Source organism: Tsukamurella sp. 8F (genome assembly GCF_029167375.1).
In the GTDB taxonomy this organism is placed as follows: Bacteria; Actinomycetota; Actinomycetes; order Mycobacteriales; family Mycobacteriaceae; genus Tsukamurella.
Genome location: NZ_JARFTP010000004.1, coordinates 202,918 through 219,312 on the forward strand (window position 1 = coordinate 202,918; position 16,395 = coordinate 219,312).

The following is a 16,395-nucleotide window of genomic DNA, read 5'->3' on the forward strand; positions in this document are numbered from 1 at the left end:
AAGGAAGTGTGATGCTGACCATCGGCCAAGTCGCGACATCTCTAGGCGTCGAGACCCACGTGCTCCGGCATTGGGAGCACGTGGGAGCGCTCGTTGTGCCGCGGGATGCCAACGGATACCGCATCTATGACGATCGCGCCGTCGAGCACGCGCGCACCGTGCAGAAGCTGCGGCGAGTCGGGCTGTCGCTTCCCGAGGTGATCGCCGCGATGGCGCCACAGAAGGAGGCGGCCCAGTCGGTGGTGCACGAGAAGATCGCCGTTCTCGAAGGCGAGATCGCCCAGCGGCTGCAGGCGATCACCTTCCTGCGGCATGCTGCGGAGTGTCGGCATCGCTACCTCGACGACTGCCCGGACTGCACGCAGTTCGTCCGTGATTGATCCGGGCGCACGGACGCTTCGGCGGGCGGAAGGCCTTCTCTAGCGGGTCTCAGACGGCTCCGTGCGTACGGCGAGGCCGGCTCGGGGCGCACGGCGGCGGCGCTCGCCCGCGATGCTGATCGCCGCGACGAGCGCGCCGACGGCGCTGATACCGGCGCCGATCCAGACCGGACTGACGGGCCCTCCGCCGGTGCCGATTCCGACACCGCCGAGCTGTGCGCCGACGGCGTTGCCCAGGTTGAATGCCGCGATATTGGCGGACGATGCGATGAGCGTTGCCGTACCGGCGTGGCGCAGCACCCGGATCTGAAGCGCGGGCACCGTTGCGAATCCGATTGCACCCATGAGGAAGAGCGCCAGCGCGACGAGCGGTTTCGAGCCGGAGAACAGTGCCACCAGGGCGGTCGCGAACGGCAGCAGGCAAGCGAAGGTGATCAGGCCGCGATCGGCGTCACGGTCCGCCAGGCGCCCGCCCAGCAGGTTCCCGGCGAACAGGCCGAGCCCGAAGAGCACGAGTAGCCAGGGGATCGCACTCGAGCCGTAGCCGGTGACGTCGCGCAGCAGAGGCTCGATGTAGGTGAACGCGCCGAACAGCCCGCCGAAGACGAGCGCTGTCGTGGCACAGGCCACCACCACGGCCGGCCGCGCCAGCACGCGCAGCTGCTCGGACACGGACGTGGGCTCGGCGGGCAGGGCGGGCACAGCGAGCGCGATACCGGCCAACGCGATCACGCCGACCACCGCAACCGCGACGAACGTTGCGCGCCAGCCGAACCGGTGGCCGAGCGCGGTACCAGCGGGGACGCCGAGCACGTTGGCCACGGTCAATCCGGCGAACATGAGCGCGATCGCGGATGCCTGGCGTTCGGGCGTCACGAGGCGGGCCGCGAGCACCGCGCCGATGCCGAAGAAGCCTCCGTGACACAGCGCCGCGACCACGCGGCCGGCCATCACGGCCTCGTAGGTCGGGCCGACGGCGCACAGCACATTGCCGACGACGAAGAGTACGAGCAGGATCTCTAGTGCCACCTTGGGCGGCCGGCCCACGAGTAGCAGCGTCACCGTGAACGCGCCCACCACTACCGCCAGGGCGTACGCGGTGACCAGCCCGCCCGCGGCGGGGATGCTCACGCCGAGGTCGCCGGCCACGTCCGTGAGTAACCCGGTGATCGAGAACTCGGTGAGCCCGATCCCGAAACCGCCCAGCGCCAGTGCGAGTAGGCCCGGATGCAGGCGGGACGACATGGATGCGCTCATGCCGCACGCTCCCCGAGCTCACGCATGGTATCCGTGATCCACGCTGCCAGGTCGCGCTGCAGATCGCGGGCGGAGTCGAGCACCGCGTCCATCCAGAAGAAGCCGTGCAGGGTGCCGGGGTACTCGACGTGCCGGGTCGGGACGCCCGCCGCCCGCAGGACCTCCGCGTAGCGTTCGCCGTCGGCGCGCAGCACGTCGTACTCGGCGGTGGCTACGAAAGCCGGTGGCAGGCAGGTGAAGTCCCTGCCCTCCAGTGGAACCGCGCCGTCGGGTGCGCCCGGCGGCAGGTAACGATCCCAGAACCAGTCCATCTCCGCGGGCGCGAGGGCGACCTCTGCCGGATCGAGATCGACGTAGCCGCCCCGCCGCAGCGGTGGATAGAGGACCGCGTGCGCAGCGATCGTCGGTCCGCCCCGCTCCCGCGCGCGCTGCACGAGGCTCGCTGCGAGCGTCCCGCCGGCACTGTCACCCACCACGACGATCCGAGTGGGTTCCACCTCGAGGTGAGGTGCCGCGGGCGCGTCGAGGGCACCCGACGCCAGCCACTCGAGAGCGGCCCATGCGTCGTCGAGCGCCGCGGGGTAGGGGTTCTCCGGCGCCTTCCGGTAGTCGAGGGTCACCACCGTGTACCCGGTGTCGCGCGCCAGGATACGGGCGGGTTCGTCGCTGACCTCGATGTCGGCGGCCACGAAACCGCTGCCGTGCAGCATCAGGACGACCGGGCCTCCCGGCGTCCCGTCGCGGTAGATCCGCAGCGGCAGCGACGATCCGGGCCCGACGATGTAGGTGTGCCGGACCTCGGTCACGGACGGCGCCGGGTGCTGCAGTGTCAGGTACCCGCGGATCGCGCGGCGCACCTCCTCGACAGACATGGTATCGACGGGCGGCGCGCCCGCCGTGGCGGCCAGGTGGGCGGCGGCCTGCGGATGCAGGGGCATGTTCACTCTTTCTCTCTATTGGATATCATCTGCGTTGATCGTTGTGCCCGAACGTGTTTCGGGCACAACGGGGTGCCAGGGGCGTATTTCCCTGGTGACTGGGTTCCGGGACCGGACCCGGGCGGTCAGGCGCGGCGGGTCAGGGCGCCACCCTGCGGCGGAGCAGGGCGAGGGCGTCGTGGTCCGGACTCCCGGGCGCGGCGCTGAACGCGATCATCCGAGCACCGTCCGACTCGGGGAGATGAAGCATCTGGTAGCACAGCACCATTCGTCCCACCCACGGATGGTTGAAGGACTTCGGGCCGCTGGTGCAGAGTTCGACGGCGTGTAGGGCCCACAGTCGCGCGAAGTCGCGGTCGAGCGCCAGCTCGCCGAGCAGTCCCCGCAGCGCCTCGTCGTCGGGGAATTGAGCGGCGACCCACCTCAGGGATGCGACCGCGAGCTCGGCCTCGAATTCCCAGTCCACGTACAGTGACCGCACCTCGGGGTCGAGGAACGTTTGGCGGACCTTGTTCGGGGGTGTGACGGAGTCGACCGCATCGAAGTCGGTGTGCGGCGCGATAACGGCGTGCCCCAGGCGATTCCATGCCAGGACGTCCTGGTTCCGCGAGAGCACGACAGCGGGTACGTCCATGGCATCCACCAACTGTCGCACCCCGGTGAACCCGACGCCGTGACGGTCGTGCGGGGCTGCGCGTTCGCCGGACGGGCGCGCCAGCTCGAGCAGATGCAGCCGCTCGACCTCGGACAGTCGGAGCGCACGCGCGAGCGCGGTCAGCACGGACTCGGATGCGTTGACCGCCGCACCCTGCTCCAGTCGGGTCAGGTAGTTCACGGACACGCCTGCCAGGTCTGCCAACTCCTCGCGACGCAGACCAGGGACTCGCCGGCGGCCGTGACTCGCGAGCCCCAGCTCGCCTGAGTCCATCGCGGCCCGGCGGGACCGCAGGAACGCTCCGAGGGTGGGCGCGGTTTCGTTGCTCATGGCTTCGAGTCTGGCTGCTCCGCGCGGAAGTAGCCTGCCCCTGTCGGTGGCACCCTCCTCGTGTGGGTGGGGTGTGTCGGCACCGCCGAGCGCATCGACGGACGCCCGAGGCCGATGGATAGACTGTTGCGCATGAGCGACCTTCTTGACTATGCCGACGTCGTCGACCGTTTCGAGCCGGTGATGGGCATGGAGGTGCACGTCGAGCTGGGTACCGCGACCAAGATGTTCTGCGGGTGCCCGACCGCCTTCGGTGCCGAGCCGAACACGCAGGTGTGCCCGACGTGCCTGGGTATGCCGGGTGCGCTGCCGGTGGTGAACGACGAGGCGGTGAAGTCCGCGATCCGCATCGGCCTGGCGCTGAACTGCTCGATCCGTCCGTCGTCGATCTTCGCGAGGAAGAACTACTTCTATCCGGACCAGCCGAAGAACTACCAGATCAGCCAATACGACGAGCCGATCGCATACGACGGTTACGTCGACGTCCCGCTGGCGGACGGCACGACGTGGCGCGTAGAGATCGAGCGCGCGCACATGGAGGAGGACACGGGCAAGTCGACGCATATCGGCTCGGCGACCGGTCGCATCCACGGCGCGTCGCACTCGCTGCTCGACTTCAACCGCGCGGGCGTGCCGCTCGTCGAGATCGTGACCCGCCCCATCGAGGGCGCGGGGGTCAGGGCGCCCGAGATCGCCCGCGCCTACGTCACCGCCCTGCGAGACCTGCTCGCCGGCCTCGGTGTCTCGGATGTGCGCATGGATCAGGGCTCGATGCGGTGCGACGCCAACGTGTCGCTGAAGCCCAAGGGGCGCAGCGAGTTCGGTACGCGGACCGAGACCAAGAACGTGAACTCGCTGCGTTCGGTCGAGGTCGCGGTGCGTTACGAGATGCAGCGGCAGGCGGCGGTGCTCGACGCTGGCGGCGAGGTCGTCCTCGAGACCCGCCACTTCCAGGAGGGCGACGGCACCACGACCGCCGGACGCCCCAAGGAGACTGCCGAGGACTACCGCTACTTCCCCGATCCGGACCTTGCTCCGGTCGCCCCGCCGGCCGGGCTCGTCGAGGAGCTGCGTGGCACCATCGGCGAGCTGCCGTGGCTGCGTCGCGCCCGCATCCAGGCCGACTGGGGTCTGTCCGACGAGGTCATGCGAGACCTCGTGAACCTCGGCGCTATCGACGCCATCATCGCCACGGTCGACGCCGGTGCCACGCCGGATGCGGCCCGTTCGTGGTGGGGTGGTTTCCTACCGCAGCAGGCCAACGCACGCGAGGTCGAGCTGCCCGCCCTGACCATCACGCCGGCGCAGGTCGCGCGGGTCATCGCGCTGGTCGACGAGGGCAGGCTCACGGCCAAGCTGGCGCAGCAGGTGATCGTCGGAGTACTCGACGGGGAGGGTGAGCCCGACGAGGTGGTCGCGGCGCGTGGGCTGGAGGTCGTCCGCGACGACGGCGCCCTGCAGAAGGCTGTGGACGACGCACTCGCCGCCAACCCCGACATCGTCGAGAAGATCAAGGGCGGCAAGGTCCAGGCCGCAGGCAAGATCGTCGGTGATGTCATGAAGGCGACGCGCGGGCAGGCCGACGCGGCCCGCGTCCGCGAGCTGGTCTTGGAGGCCTGCTCCTAGAGCGTCAGTCCGGGCTCTCGCCGGCGGAGCTGCCGCTCGGGATCAGCACGACACGATCGTCGGTCGGGACCGGCCTGCCGCCGGCCTTGTTGCGCGTGGCACCCTCGACCACGCCCTGGGGGCCGGTCGCGAGACGGCCGATCCGGCCGTACTTGTCTCCGAGCACCTTGCCCGGCTCCGCGTCGGCCGTCGTCGTGCCGCGCTTGAGCCGCACCGACTCCACCTGCGGTCCGGACTGCTCACTCACGTACACGTTGCTTCCGGTGACGGCGCACCCGTCCAGTCCCGGTTTGGCGGGCCACGTCCACACCACCGACGGCGCCCCGCCTCCGGGGGTGACCGCACGCAGGACGTCCGAGTCCGCGCCCCGCTCGGCGACGAACACCGGTCCACCCGACGGCTCCTGGCACAGGCTGGCGCGCGACCCGACGCCGGTCGCGATCTGCCGCGGCCGGGCGGGCGACACCGCCGTCGGCGAGTCGATCGCCAGGACCTTGCCCGCCAGTGATGCGGGGTTGGCAGCGGCCGCCGGGTCGCCCGCATTGCCCGTTGCTACGACGAGCGTGCCGTTCGATGTGAACAGCAGGGAGCCCACGTTGCCCGACGCACCGCGCGGTATCCCCGTCAGGATGGGCTTCGGGGCGTCGCCCGGCGTGAACCGTACGACCCTGTTGTCGCTCGGCGTCGTGATGTAGGCGTAGATCAGCCGGTCCTCCGCGTAATAGGGCGACAGCGCGATGGACATGAGGCCGCCGTCGGTGGAGGTGTCGACGTCGACGTGCCCGATCACAGCGTTCGGCTCGTCGGTGGTGGTGTAGACGATGTCGCCGCCGCGCTGCGCGACGTACGTGTTCTCGGTGGTCTGGGTCGACAGCACGGTCATCGGGTCGGTCAGGCACGTTGCGATCACCGCGGTGTCCTGGTCGATGCAGGGTCCCTTGGGCTTCGGTGCGGAGCTGGTGGACGTCGGCGGGGGCGTGGTGGTCGTCTCCTCGCCCGTCGGCGCGAGGCTGAACGGGGCGGCCTCGCTGCCGCTGAAGTCGGCGCACCCGGACACTACGAGGGCGGCGGCGACTGCGGAGGCGGCTGCGGCCGGGAGCCGCATGCGCCGCCGGGGCGGTCCTCCGTCCGTCATGCCCGCAACAGTACCGATCGCCTAATGATCGGCTCGGACCGCGGTTCGGTCCCGAACCTGGGCTCACCTTCCCTCTACCCTGGTGGGCGTGAGCGACAAGGACGGATCGCAGCAGGTCCCGCCCGAGCGGGACGTATCAGGCGCCCCCGGAACCCGTGAAGGGGGCGCGGGGTCACCGATGGACCGGCCCACAGGTGAGCTTCCGAGGTTCGGCGAGAGTTCCGAGCTGGGGCGGGTCCTCGACCCGCACGACGACTCGGATACCGGCATCGGTGGGCCGGTGTTGCCGCGTGTCCGAGGCGAGTCGCAGCCGTCGGGCCACGGTGACGCCGCGGGTGCGTACGGCGAGGAGCCGGGGATCGGGCAGTCGGATCCGACGGTGGCGCAGCCCGCCCTCGGGCGCTACGGAACCGGCCCGTCGGGTGCGCCGGAGCCGTCGTCCGAGCCCACCGAGCCCGTCCTTCCTTCTACCGGCCCGGACGCCGGTCACGGAGCTGGTCCGGGCACTGCACACAGCGTCCCCGATACGTCCCCGGGCGGCCTCCCCTTCAGTGGCCCCGAAGCGGCGACGGAGGCCATCCCCGCCACCCCGACCGCGTCCACGGCGTCGGCCGTCGATCCCGACGAGTTCGGCCGCGTGCACAACCGTCGCCGCGGCCGGGAGCGCGCAGCCCAGGCCCGTGCCGAGGCGGAGGGCGCCGTCGTCCCCGAGCCGGAGCCCGCGCCCGACGGCCGGCGAACCCGGCGCTTCGCGGGGCCCGCCGACGAGCTGGAGGCCGCGAAGCGCGCGTCCAAGCGGGGGACCACCGACGTCGGCCTGCTGCTCCTGCGGCTGGCCGTCGGCGCGATCATCGGCGCCCACGGCGCACAGCACCTGTTCGGCGTGTGGGGCGGGTCCGGCATCCGCGGCATGCAGCAGATGCTGGAGAACTCCGACAACCCCGCGCTCGGGTTCCACCACTACACGCACATCCTGGCCATCGCCAACGGCGTCATCGAGCTCGGCGCGGGCGTCATGCTCGTGGTCGGCGTACTCACACCGATAGCGGCGTCCGGTGTCGTCGGCGTGATGGTCGTCGCGTCACTGTTCAAGCTGACCGGCGGCGGCAACGGCTTCCAGTTCTTCGCCGGTCAGGGAGGAATCGAGTTCGAGCTGCTGCTCGGGGTCGCCGCCGCAGTCGTCATCCTGTCCGGGCCCGGACGCATCGCCCTCGACTATGGGCGCGGCTGGGCACGGCGCCCGCATGCGGGCTCGGTGCTCTGGCTACTCCTCGGCATCGCCGGGGGCATCGTGATCTGGGTCCTCTTCAACGGCGCCAACCCGCTGGTCAAGCACTAGGTCGGTAAGACGCGAGAACGGCGGCCGAGGATTCGGCCGCCGTTCTCGCGTTCTCAGTCCGCTCCGATCACGGCACGTGACGGACCGCGCCACGGTCGGCGGAGGTCGCCAGCGCGGCGTAGGCGCGCAGTGCCGTGGTGACCGTCCGCTGCCGGTCGACGGGCTGCCACGGACGCTCGGACGCCTCCATCTTGGCGCGTCTGCGGCCCAACTCGTCATCGTCGACCAGTAGCTCCAACGCGCGGGTCGCGACGTCGATGCGGATCCGATCGCCTGACTCCACCAGGCCGATGACGCCACCGGCCGCCGCCTCGGGCGAGATGTGGCCGATGGACAGGCCCGACGTCCCGCCGGAGAACCTCCCGTCCGTGATCAGCGCGCACACCTTGCCGAGGCCGGCCCCCTTCAGGAAAGCGGTCGGGTGCAGCATCTCCTGCATGCCCGGGCCACCCTTCGGGCCTTCGTACCGCACGACCACGACATCGCCGGCTTGGATCTTCTTGCCGAGGATCGCCGACACGGCCTCCTCCTGGGACTCGACCACGAAGGCCGGGCCCTCGAAGTGGAACAACTCCTCGTCGATGCCCGCGGTCTTGAGGATCGCGCCGTCGAGCGCGATGTTGCCGCGCAGCACGCACAGCCCGCCCTCGACGGTGTACGCATGCTCGACATCACGGATGCAACCGCCGGCCGCATCGGTGTCCAGGCTCTCCCAGCGGTTCGACGTCGAGAACGGCACAACGGTGCGCACACCGCCCGGGGCCGCGTGGTACAGCTCGATCGCCTCGTCGGAGGCCTTGCCGGACCGGATGTCCCAGGTGTCGAGCCATTCGTCGAAATCCCGCGTGTGCACGGTGTGGACGTCCGAGTCGAGGAGCCCGGCACGACGCAGCTCGCCCAGGATGGCGGGGATTCCGCCGGCCCGGTGGACGTCCTCCATGTGGTAATCGGAGTTGGGCGAGACCTTGGACAGGCACGGCACGCGGCGGCTGATCTCGTCGATCGTGCTCAGGTCGAAGTCGACCTCACCCTCCTGCGCTGCGGCGAGAGTGTGCAGGACCGTGTTGGTCGAGCCGCCCATCGCGACGTCGAGCGCCATCGCGTTGCGAAAGGCCTTCGGCGTCGCGACGTTGCGGGGCAGCACCGACTCGTCGCCCTCCCGGTAGTAGCGGTGCGCCGCCTCGACGACGACGCTGCCGGCGCGCTGGAAGAGCGCGCGCCGCGCCGCATGGGTGGCCAGTGTCGAGCCGTTGCCGGGCAGCGCGAGCCCGAGCGCCTCGGTGAGACAGTTCATCGAGTTGGCGGTGAACATGCCCGAGCACGACCCGCAGGTGGGGCAGGCGGAGCGCTCGACCTCGCCGAGGCCCTTCTCGTCGATCGAGTCGTTGGCGGATGCCGAGATCGCGGTGATGAGATCGGTGGGGGCCTTCGCGATGCCGTCCACGATGACCGCTTTGCCCGCCTCCATCGGTCCGCCGGACACGAACACCGTCGGGATGTTGAGGCGCATCGCGGCGTTGAGCATGCCGGGCGTGATCTTGTCGCAGTTGCTGATGCACACGAGCGCGTCGGCCGTGTGCGCATTGACCATGTACTCGACGGAGTCGGCGATGATCTCGCGGCTGGGCAGCGAGTAGAGCATGCCGCCGTGGCCCATCGCGATGCCGTCGTCCACGGCGATGGTGTGGAACTCCCGGGGCACGCCGCCGGCGGCCTTCACGGCCTCGGCGACGATCTCCCCGACATCCTTGAGATGCACGTGGCCGGGCACGAACTGTGTGTACGAGTTGGCGATCGCGACGATGGGCTTACCGAAATCGCTGTCGGTGAGGCCGGCGGCGCGCCACAGCGAGCGAGCGCCTGCGGCGTTGCGGCCGACGGTGGTGGTGCGTGAACGAAGGGGTGGCATGGTGCCTCTTAACTTCTTGCAGAAATCAGTTCTTACCGGGCTGGGTGTCCGCGGGCTCCGCGCTCGAAGCGGTGCCGGTGGGGTCCGGGACACGGCCTCCGCTGGCGATCGACAGTCGGGGCAACTGCCCGAAGGTGACGGCGGGTAGCCGGACCTCGGGAGCTTCGACGCGTACCGCGTATACAGCGCCGTTACGAGCGATTCTAATCCCGCGGACGTCCTCCCACTTCATCGTGGTGGCCCCGAACAGGCGGACGGACTTCAGCGAGCCGGGCTCGACGACGGTGCGTACCCGCAGGATCCAGGCCGCCATCGCCAGCGGAATCAGCAGCAGGAGCCAGCCGACCCACGACACCCCGGTGCCGCCGCCGCCATCAGTGATCGCCTGACCGATCAGCCACGGGCCCGCGACCGGGATCAAGCAGACGGCGAACAGAGCGATTCCCAACAGCGTGATGGCCGGGTGCTTGAACACCACGCGGTTGCCGCTGCCCACCGGCACCGCGGTGTCCGCGGTGTGATCGGTCGTGACGGTGGTGGTGCGTGGGGCACGGCTGGGGCTCATGACCGCATTGTCGCACGATGGCAGTGATTCCCACGATGTGGGATGGCCGGCCCATCGGTTTGACTCGAGGTGACGCACAGGCCTAATTTGGGCAGCGTGAAGCACAGCGAACAGCTCCTCGTAATCGGTCGGCGCGTCGTCGCCTGAACCGGTTGCATCCGTTTCACACCCCCTCGACGCGCCACCCTCGCTCAGCCATCCGCTGACGAGGGTTTTTTGTTGCCCGGATGACCGCCCGCGTGACAAGGCGTCGAAACCACAACCGCACACCGTCCACAACGAGAAGGTCCAGCCGTGAGCGCACCAACCGCTCGGCCCCACCCAGGGCAGAAGCCCGGGGCCCGTAAGCCTTCCGCCGGAGTCCCCGGCGGGAATCCCGCTGCCCCGCACAAGAACCACGTAGGGGAGTCGGTCCACCCCACGCTCAGTGGCGCGCGCACCATCGCTCCCGAGCGCGTCACCGGGGCGCAGTCCGTGGTCCGCTCCCTCGAGGAGCTCGGTGTGGACACCGTTTTCGGCATTCCCGGCGGTGCGGTCCTGCCGGTGTACGACCCGCTTCTCGACTCGCAGAAGGTGCGGCACGTTCTCGTCCGGCACGAGCAGGGCGCGGGTCACGCCGCGACCGGCTACGCACAGGTCTCCGGCAAGGTCGGCGTCTGCATGGCCACGTCCGGTCCGGGTGCGACCAACCTGGTCACTCCGCTCGCCGACGCCCAGATGGACTCGGTGCCGGTCGTCGCGATCACCGGGCAGGTCGCCCGCGGACTGATCGGCACGGACGGGTTCCAGGAGGCCGACATCTCCGGCATCACGATGCCCATCACCAAGCACAACTTCCTGGTGAACGATGCCGCGAAGATCCCACAGATCATCGCCGAGGCCTTCTACCTGGCCGAGAGCGGCCGTCCGGGCGCGGTCCTCGTCGACATCCCGAAGGACATCCTGCAGGCGGAGACCGTGTTCGCGTGGCCCCCGCAGTTCGACCTGCCGGGCTACCGCCCCGTGACCAAACCCCACGGCAAGCAGATCCGGGAGGCCGCGCGGCTCATCGCCGCTGCGAAGAGCCCGGTTCTGTACGTCGGCGGCGGCGTCATCAAGGCCGAGGCCGCACCGGAACTGCTGCAACTCGCGGAGCTGACCGGCATCCCCGTCGTCACCACACTGATGGCGCGCGGCGCGTTCCCGGACAGCCATACGCAGCACATGGGTATGCCGGGCATGCATGGCACCGTCGGTGCCGTGGCCGCGTTGCAGCGGTCGGACCTGCTGGTCACGCTCGGCGCGCGGTTCGACGACCGGGTGACCGGGCGGCTCGACTCGTTCGCGCCCGACGCCAAGGTGATCCACGCCGACATCGATCCGGCGGAGATCGGCAAGAACCGCTTCGCCGACGTGCCGATCGTCGGCGACTGCAGGGAGGTCATCGTCGAGCTCCTCGCCGCGATCGCCGAGGACCGGGCGACCGTGCCCGCCCCGGACCTCACGGAATGGTGGGAGTACCTGGACGGCGTCCGGGACACGTACCCGCTCGCGTACACGCCGGCGACCGACGGGTCGCTCAATCCCGAGTTCGTCATCGAGCGGCTCGGTCTCGCGGCGGGGCCCGATGCCGTGTACTGCGCGGGTGTCGGCCAGCACCAGATGTGGGCGGCGCAGTTCGTCAAGTACGAGAAGCCGCGCACGTGGCTGAACTCCGGCGGCCTGGGAACCATGGGCTACGCCGTGCCGGCCGCGATGGGTGCCAAGGCCGCCGCACCCGACAAGGAGGTCTGGGCGGTCGACGGTGACGGCTGCTTCCAGATGACGAACCAGGAGCTCGCGACCTGCGCGATCGAGGGTCTGCCCATCAAGGTCGCGATCATCAACAACGGCAACCTGGGCATGGTTCGGCAGTGGCAGACCCTCTTCTACGAGGAGCGCTACTCCAGCACCGACCTCTCGACCCACTCGCGCCGCATCCCGGACTTCGTCAAGCTGGCCGAGGCACTCGGCTGCGTCGGCATCCGGTGCGAGCGCGCCGAGGACGTCGACGAGGCGATCGCCGAGGCGCGCGCTGTCACCGACCGGCCCGTCGTCATCGATTTCATCGTGGGCGCGGACGCGCAGGTGTGGCCGATGGTCGCCGCCGGAACCGGCAACGACGAGATCATGGCGGCCCGTAACATCCGGCCGCTGTTCGACGAGGACGACGCGGTCGAAGAGCCCGCCGTCATCCACGCGGCGATGGAGCAGCGCGCCGAGGAGGCAGGCGAATGAGCACCACCCACACCCTGTCGGTACTCGTCGAGGACCGTCCCGGCGTGCTCGCACGCGTTGCGTCCCTGTTCTCGCGGCGCGGATTCAACATCGAGTCCCTCGCCGTCGGCGGCACCGAGCTCAAGGGCGTGTCCCGCATGACGATCGTCGTGACCGTCGACGAGCTACCGCTCGAGCAGGTCACCAAGCAGCTCAACAAGCTGGTCTCGGTCATCAAGATCGTCGAGCAGGACGACGGTGCTTCGGTGGCGCGAGAACTCATGCTCATCAAGGTGCGCGCGGACGCCACCACCCGTGGCCAGGTCACCTCCACCGTCGACCTGTTCCGCGCGAAGATCGTCGACGTGTCGCCCGACTCGGTCACCATCGAGGCGACGGGCACGCCCGATAAGCTCGATGCGCTGCTCACGGTGCTCGATCCGTTCGGGATCCGGGAGATCGCACAGTCGGGCGTCATCGCGCTGGGCCGCGGGCCCAAGTCGATGACGGCCACCCGCTAGCGGGTCTCGAGAGCGCCGGACTCGGCGCACACTAATCGAAAAACGAAGGGAAGCAAGACAAGTGGCAGTGGAGATGTTCTACGACGACGACGCCGACCTGGGGATCATCCAGGGTAGGAAGGTCGCCGTGATCGGCTACGGCTCGCAGGGGCATGCGCACTCGCTGAGCCTGCGCGACTCCGGCGTCGACGTGCGCATCGGCCTCAAGGAGGGCTCGAAGTCGCGGGTGAAGGCGGAGGAGCAGGGCCTCACCGTCGGCACCCCCGCCGAGGTCTCGGAGTGGGCCGACGTGATCATGCTGCTGGCGCCCGACACCGCGCAGGCGAAGATCTTCAAGGAGGACGTCGAGCCGAACCTGAAGGACGGCGACGCGCTGTTCTTCGGCCACGGCCTGAACATCCACTTCAAGCTGATCGAGGCGCCGGTGGGCGTCACCGTCGCGATGGTCGCGCCCAAGGGCCCCGGCCACCTCGTGCGCCGTCAGTACGTCGACGGCAAGGGCGTCCCGGCGCTCATCGCCGTCGACCAGGACCCGACCGGCGAGGGTCAGGCGCTCGCGCTGTCCTACGCCGCGGCCATCGGCGGCGCGCGCGCCGGCGTCATCAAGACCACCTTCAAGGAGGAGACCGAGACCGACCTGTTCGGCGAGCAGGCCGTCCTGTGCGGTGGCACCGAGGAGCTGGTGAAGACGGGCTTCGAGGTCATGGTCGAGGCGGGCTATGCCCCCGAGATGGCGTACTTCGAGGTCCTGCACGAGCTCAAGCTGATCGTCGACCTGATGTACGAGGGGGGCATCGCGCGCATGAACTACTCGGTGTCCGACACCGCGGAGTTCGGCGGCTACCTCTCCGGTCCGCGCGTCATCGACGCCGACACCAAGCAGCGTATGCGCGACATCCTGAAGGACATCCAGGACGGCACGTTCGTGAAGCGCCTCGTCGCCAACGTCGAGGGCGGCAACAAGGAGCTCGAGGGTCTCCGCAAGGAGAACGCCGAGCACCCGATCGAGGTCACCGGGAAGAAGCTGCGCGACCTGATGAGCTGGGTCGACCGGCCCATCACCGAGACCGCCTAGTCGCACCGCGTATCACGGGCCCCGTCGAGCCGCCCGGCTCGGCGGGGCCTCTGCGTCCCGGGGGGCGCTACAGCCGGCACTCGGTCGCCGCCGCACATCCCGTGCGCTGCGGACCTGTCCGCCGGCGAGTACCGGGCCCTCTAGGGTGGGCGCATGCGGGTACTGGTGGTCGAGGACGAGGAGCGGCTCGCGGACACCGTCCGTCGCGGACTGGAGCTCGAAGGCTTCGTCGTCGAATGCGAGACGAACGGCCCCGACGGGCTGTGGCGCGCGACCGAGGACCCGTTCGACGTCATAGTGCTCGACATCATGCTCCCGGGGCTGAGCGGGTACGAGGTGCTGCGCACCCTCCGCACGCGCGGGGTGTGGACGCCGGTGCTGATGCTCACTGCGAAGGACGGCGAGTACGACGAGGCGGACGCGTTCGACCTCGGCGCCGACGACTACCTCACCAAGCCGTTCTCCTTCGTAGTCCTCGTCGCGCGGCTGCGTGCCCTGCTGCGCCGCGGCGCGCCCGAGCGGCCGACGGTGCTCGCGGCCGGCGATCTCACCGTCGATCCGCAGAGCCATCGCGTATTCCGTGGTGACACCGAGATCACGCTCACTGCAAGGGAGTTCGGGCTGCTGCACTATCTGGTGCGGAATGCCGGAGCCGTGGTCACGAAGTCCGACATCCTGCGCAATGTCTGGGATGCGCACTACGAGGGAACCGAGAACGTCGTAGAGGTGTACATCCGGTACCTGCGCAGAAAGATCGATGCTCCGTTCGGCCGCTCCACCATCGACACCCTGCGCGGAGTCGGCTACCGGCTGCGCACAGACGGTGGGGAGCCCGTGGACCAGCCGGACGGGGAATGAGCGCTGCCGCAGCGCACGGCCGTGGGCCTCGGTAGGTCGCGCTTCGTGTAACGGAGCTGCGAGCCGGGTGCTCGGGCGGTACGGGAGACGGCCTATTCCGGCGCGGCGGGTAGTTCGACGACGAAGCGCGCTCCACCGAGGGGCGAATCCTCAACGCGCACAGTGCCCTCGTGGGCGGCGACGATCTCGGCGGCGATGGCGAGCCCCAGTCCGGTGCCGCCGCTGGACCGGGACCGGTCGGCCTCCAGGCGGACGAATCGCTGGAACACCCGCTCGCGGTCGCCTGCGGGGACCCCCGGGCCGTCGTCGTCCACCCGCAGCCATGCCAGCGAGCCGGCGACCCCGCTCGCCACGGTGACCCGCGAACCCGCGTGCGCCGCAGCGTTGTCCACGAGGTTGCGCACGACCCGACCGAGTTGCTCGGCGTCGCCGAGGACGCGCGCCGGTTCTACGGCGCCGGTCCCGACGGCGGTGCCGCGTACCTGCACGGCGCGCGCGGCGTCGAGCGCGAGGTCGTCCAGGTCCACGTCCGCCGCGCGCGGCACGAGGCTGTGCTCGTCGGCGCGCGCCAGGGTGAGCATGTCCCGCACCAGGCGGCCCATTCTGTCCGTCTCGGGCAGCAGCGTGTCGGTGAGCATCCGGCGATCCAGTGTCTCGGGCCGGTCGCGGGCGAGATCCAGTGCGGCCGTGAGGGTGGCCAGCGGGCTCCGCAACTCGTGGGAGGCGTCCCCGACGAACCGACGCTGCGCGATCTGCGCATCCTCGAGCCGGGCCAGCATCGCGTTCATGGTGGTTGCCAGGCGATCCACCTCGTCACCGGTACGCGGCACGGGTACCCGCTGCGACAGGTCGGAAGCCTCGAGCTCGGCGACCTGTGACCGGATGGCCTCGACGGATCGGAGCGACCGGCCCACCAGGAGGTAGGTAGCGCCCGCCGCGATGATGACGATGACCGGCCCACCCAGCGCGAGTAGCCCGGCGACGGCGTGCTCGGCGGCCTCGACCGGCTCACGGCTGGCTCCTGCGACCACCGTCACCTCGCCGTCGGGGCCGTGCGTGCGAATCGTCGCGACGCGCAGGTCCACGCCGGGGCGCGCGGACTCGACGCCGGTCACGGAACGGCGCTTCTCCGAATCGACGTCGTCGCGGTCGACCACGGGGGTGGACCACGACCGCAGCGTCGACCGCAACACCTGCCATCGGGGATCGAGCACCTGCACGACGGTGATCTGCCCGTCTGCGGCGAACTCCTCGGCCGTCAGCGATGCGACGTGATTACGCGTCAGCTGGTCGGCGACGTCGCCGGCACGCGCCGTCGCGGCTGCGTCGATGCCGTTGGTGAGGGAGCCGCGCAGCAGCCACAGCAGTGCGGAGCCGCCGACCAGCAGTGCCAGCCCGACGACGAGCGCCGCCGCCACCGCGGACTGCACCCGCAGCGGCCAGCGCCCCGGGGCGGGGATGCGTCTCATTGCGCCAGACTACGCAGGGCGCCGATGGTGTGATACATCGCACAGGGTCGGTGTGCGACCCCCGGGCCAGGGGAAACCCGCCCGCGGGCCGCGATTAGACTGA

General features: G+C 70.0%; 14 protein-coding genes. 7 read left to right on the plus strand and 7 right to left on the minus strand.

Features of this window, described 5'->3' with window-relative positions; translation table 11 throughout:
- The first annotated feature begins 11 nt into the window (after window positions 1-11).
- On the plus strand, window positions 12-380 hold the full coding sequence (locus P0W64_RS04815; RefSeq protein WP_275478930.1) for a MerR family transcriptional regulator: 369 nt from the start codon (window positions 12-14) through the stop codon (window positions 378-380).
- 39 nt (window positions 381-419) lie between these two features.
- Here P0W64_RS04815 and P0W64_RS04820 read toward each other — a convergent pair whose 3' ends face one another.
- From P0W64_RS04820 to P0W64_RS04830, 3 genes are all read right to left on the minus strand, one after another.
- Window positions 420-1,637 (minus strand): MFS transporter, encoded by a 1,218-nt coding sequence (locus tag P0W64_RS04820; RefSeq protein ID WP_275478931.1) that lies wholly within the window; start codon window positions 1,635-1,637, stop codon window positions 420-422.
- Window positions 1,634-2,575 (minus strand): alpha/beta hydrolase, encoded by a 942-nt coding sequence (locus P0W64_RS04825; protein ID WP_275478977.1) that lies wholly within the window; start codon window positions 2,573-2,575, stop codon window positions 1,634-1,636. Before P0W64_RS04825 ends, P0W64_RS04820 begins: the two co-directional genes overlap by 4 nt.
- Before the next feature lie 139 nt (window positions 2,576-2,714).
- Window positions 2,715-3,560, minus strand: a complete 846-nt coding sequence (locus P0W64_RS04830; RefSeq protein WP_275478932.1) for a helix-turn-helix transcriptional regulator — start codon at window positions 3,558-3,560, stop codon at window positions 2,715-2,717.
- Window positions 3,561-3,692: 132 nt separating this feature from the next.
- On the opposite strand from P0W64_RS04830, the gene gatB reads away from it, so the two are divergent.
- Window positions 3,693-5,186 carry an Asp-tRNA(Asn)/Glu-tRNA(Gln) amidotransferase subunit GatB gene (gatB, locus tag P0W64_RS04835; RefSeq protein WP_275478933.1) on the plus strand — a complete coding sequence of 498 codons (1,494 nt, stop codon included), beginning with the start codon at window positions 3,693-3,695 and terminating at the stop codon, window positions 5,184-5,186.
- Window positions 5,187-5,190: 4 nt separating this feature from the next.
- Here the strand turns inward: gatB and P0W64_RS04840 are convergent, their stop codons facing one another.
- The gene (locus P0W64_RS04840; RefSeq protein ID WP_275478934.1) at window positions 5,191-6,321 is read right to left on the minus strand and encodes a PQQ-dependent sugar dehydrogenase; all 1,131 of its coding nucleotides are present in this window, start codon (window positions 6,319-6,321) and stop codon (window positions 5,191-5,193) included.
- A gap of 88 nt (window positions 6,322-6,409) precedes the next feature.
- On the opposite strand from P0W64_RS04840, the gene P0W64_RS04845 reads away from it, so the two are divergent.
- Window positions 6,410-7,660 carry a DoxX family membrane protein gene (locus tag P0W64_RS04845; RefSeq protein ID WP_275478935.1) on the plus strand — a complete coding sequence of 417 codons (1,251 nt, stop codon included), beginning with the start codon at window positions 6,410-6,412 and terminating at the stop codon, window positions 7,658-7,660.
- A gap of 67 nt (window positions 7,661-7,727) precedes the next feature.
- On the opposite strand, the gene ilvD is transcribed toward P0W64_RS04845, so the two are convergent.
- Together ilvD and P0W64_RS04855 are read right to left on the minus strand one after the other, a co-directional pair.
- Complete coding sequence (gene ilvD, locus P0W64_RS04850; RefSeq protein WP_275478936.1) at window positions 7,728-9,569, minus strand: dihydroxy-acid dehydratase; 1,842 nt, start codon at window positions 9,567-9,569, stop codon at window positions 7,728-7,730.
- Window positions 9,570-9,594: 25 nt separating this feature from the next.
- On the minus strand, window positions 9,595-10,134 hold the full coding sequence (locus P0W64_RS04855; protein WP_275478937.1) for a PH domain-containing protein: 540 nt from the start codon (window positions 10,132-10,134) through the stop codon (window positions 9,595-9,597).
- A gap of 294 nt (window positions 10,135-10,428) precedes the next feature.
- On the opposite strand from P0W64_RS04855, the gene P0W64_RS04860 reads away from it, so the two are divergent.
- From P0W64_RS04860 to P0W64_RS04875, 4 genes are all read left to right on the plus strand, one after another.
- A complete protein-coding gene (locus tag P0W64_RS04860; RefSeq protein ID WP_275478938.1) occupies window positions 10,429-12,390 on the plus strand; it encodes an acetolactate synthase large subunit in 1,962 nt (653 codons plus the stop codon).
- Window positions 12,387-12,890, plus strand: a complete 504-nt coding sequence (gene ilvN / locus P0W64_RS04865; protein ID WP_275478939.1) for an acetolactate synthase small subunit — start codon at window positions 12,387-12,389, stop codon at window positions 12,888-12,890. Before P0W64_RS04860 ends, ilvN begins: the two co-directional genes overlap by 4 nt.
- A gap of 73 nt (window positions 12,891-12,963) precedes the next feature.
- A complete protein-coding gene (ilvC, locus tag P0W64_RS04870; RefSeq protein ID WP_275478978.1) occupies window positions 12,964-13,965 on the plus strand; it encodes a ketol-acid reductoisomerase in 1,002 nt (333 codons plus the stop codon).
- Window positions 13,966-14,118: 153 nt separating this feature from the next.
- Window positions 14,119-14,823 carry a response regulator transcription factor gene (locus P0W64_RS04875; protein WP_275478940.1) on the plus strand — a complete coding sequence of 235 codons (705 nt, stop codon included), beginning with the start codon at window positions 14,119-14,121 and terminating at the stop codon, window positions 14,821-14,823.
- A 92-nt stretch (window positions 14,824-14,915) separates the two neighbouring features.
- On the opposite strand, the gene P0W64_RS04880 is transcribed toward P0W64_RS04875, so the two are convergent.
- Window positions 14,916-16,292, minus strand: coding sequence for a HAMP domain-containing sensor histidine kinase (locus tag P0W64_RS04880; RefSeq protein ID WP_275478941.1), 1,377 nt, complete (start codon window positions 16,290-16,292; stop codon window positions 14,916-14,918).
- Window positions 16,293-16,395 lie beyond the last annotated feature (103 nt).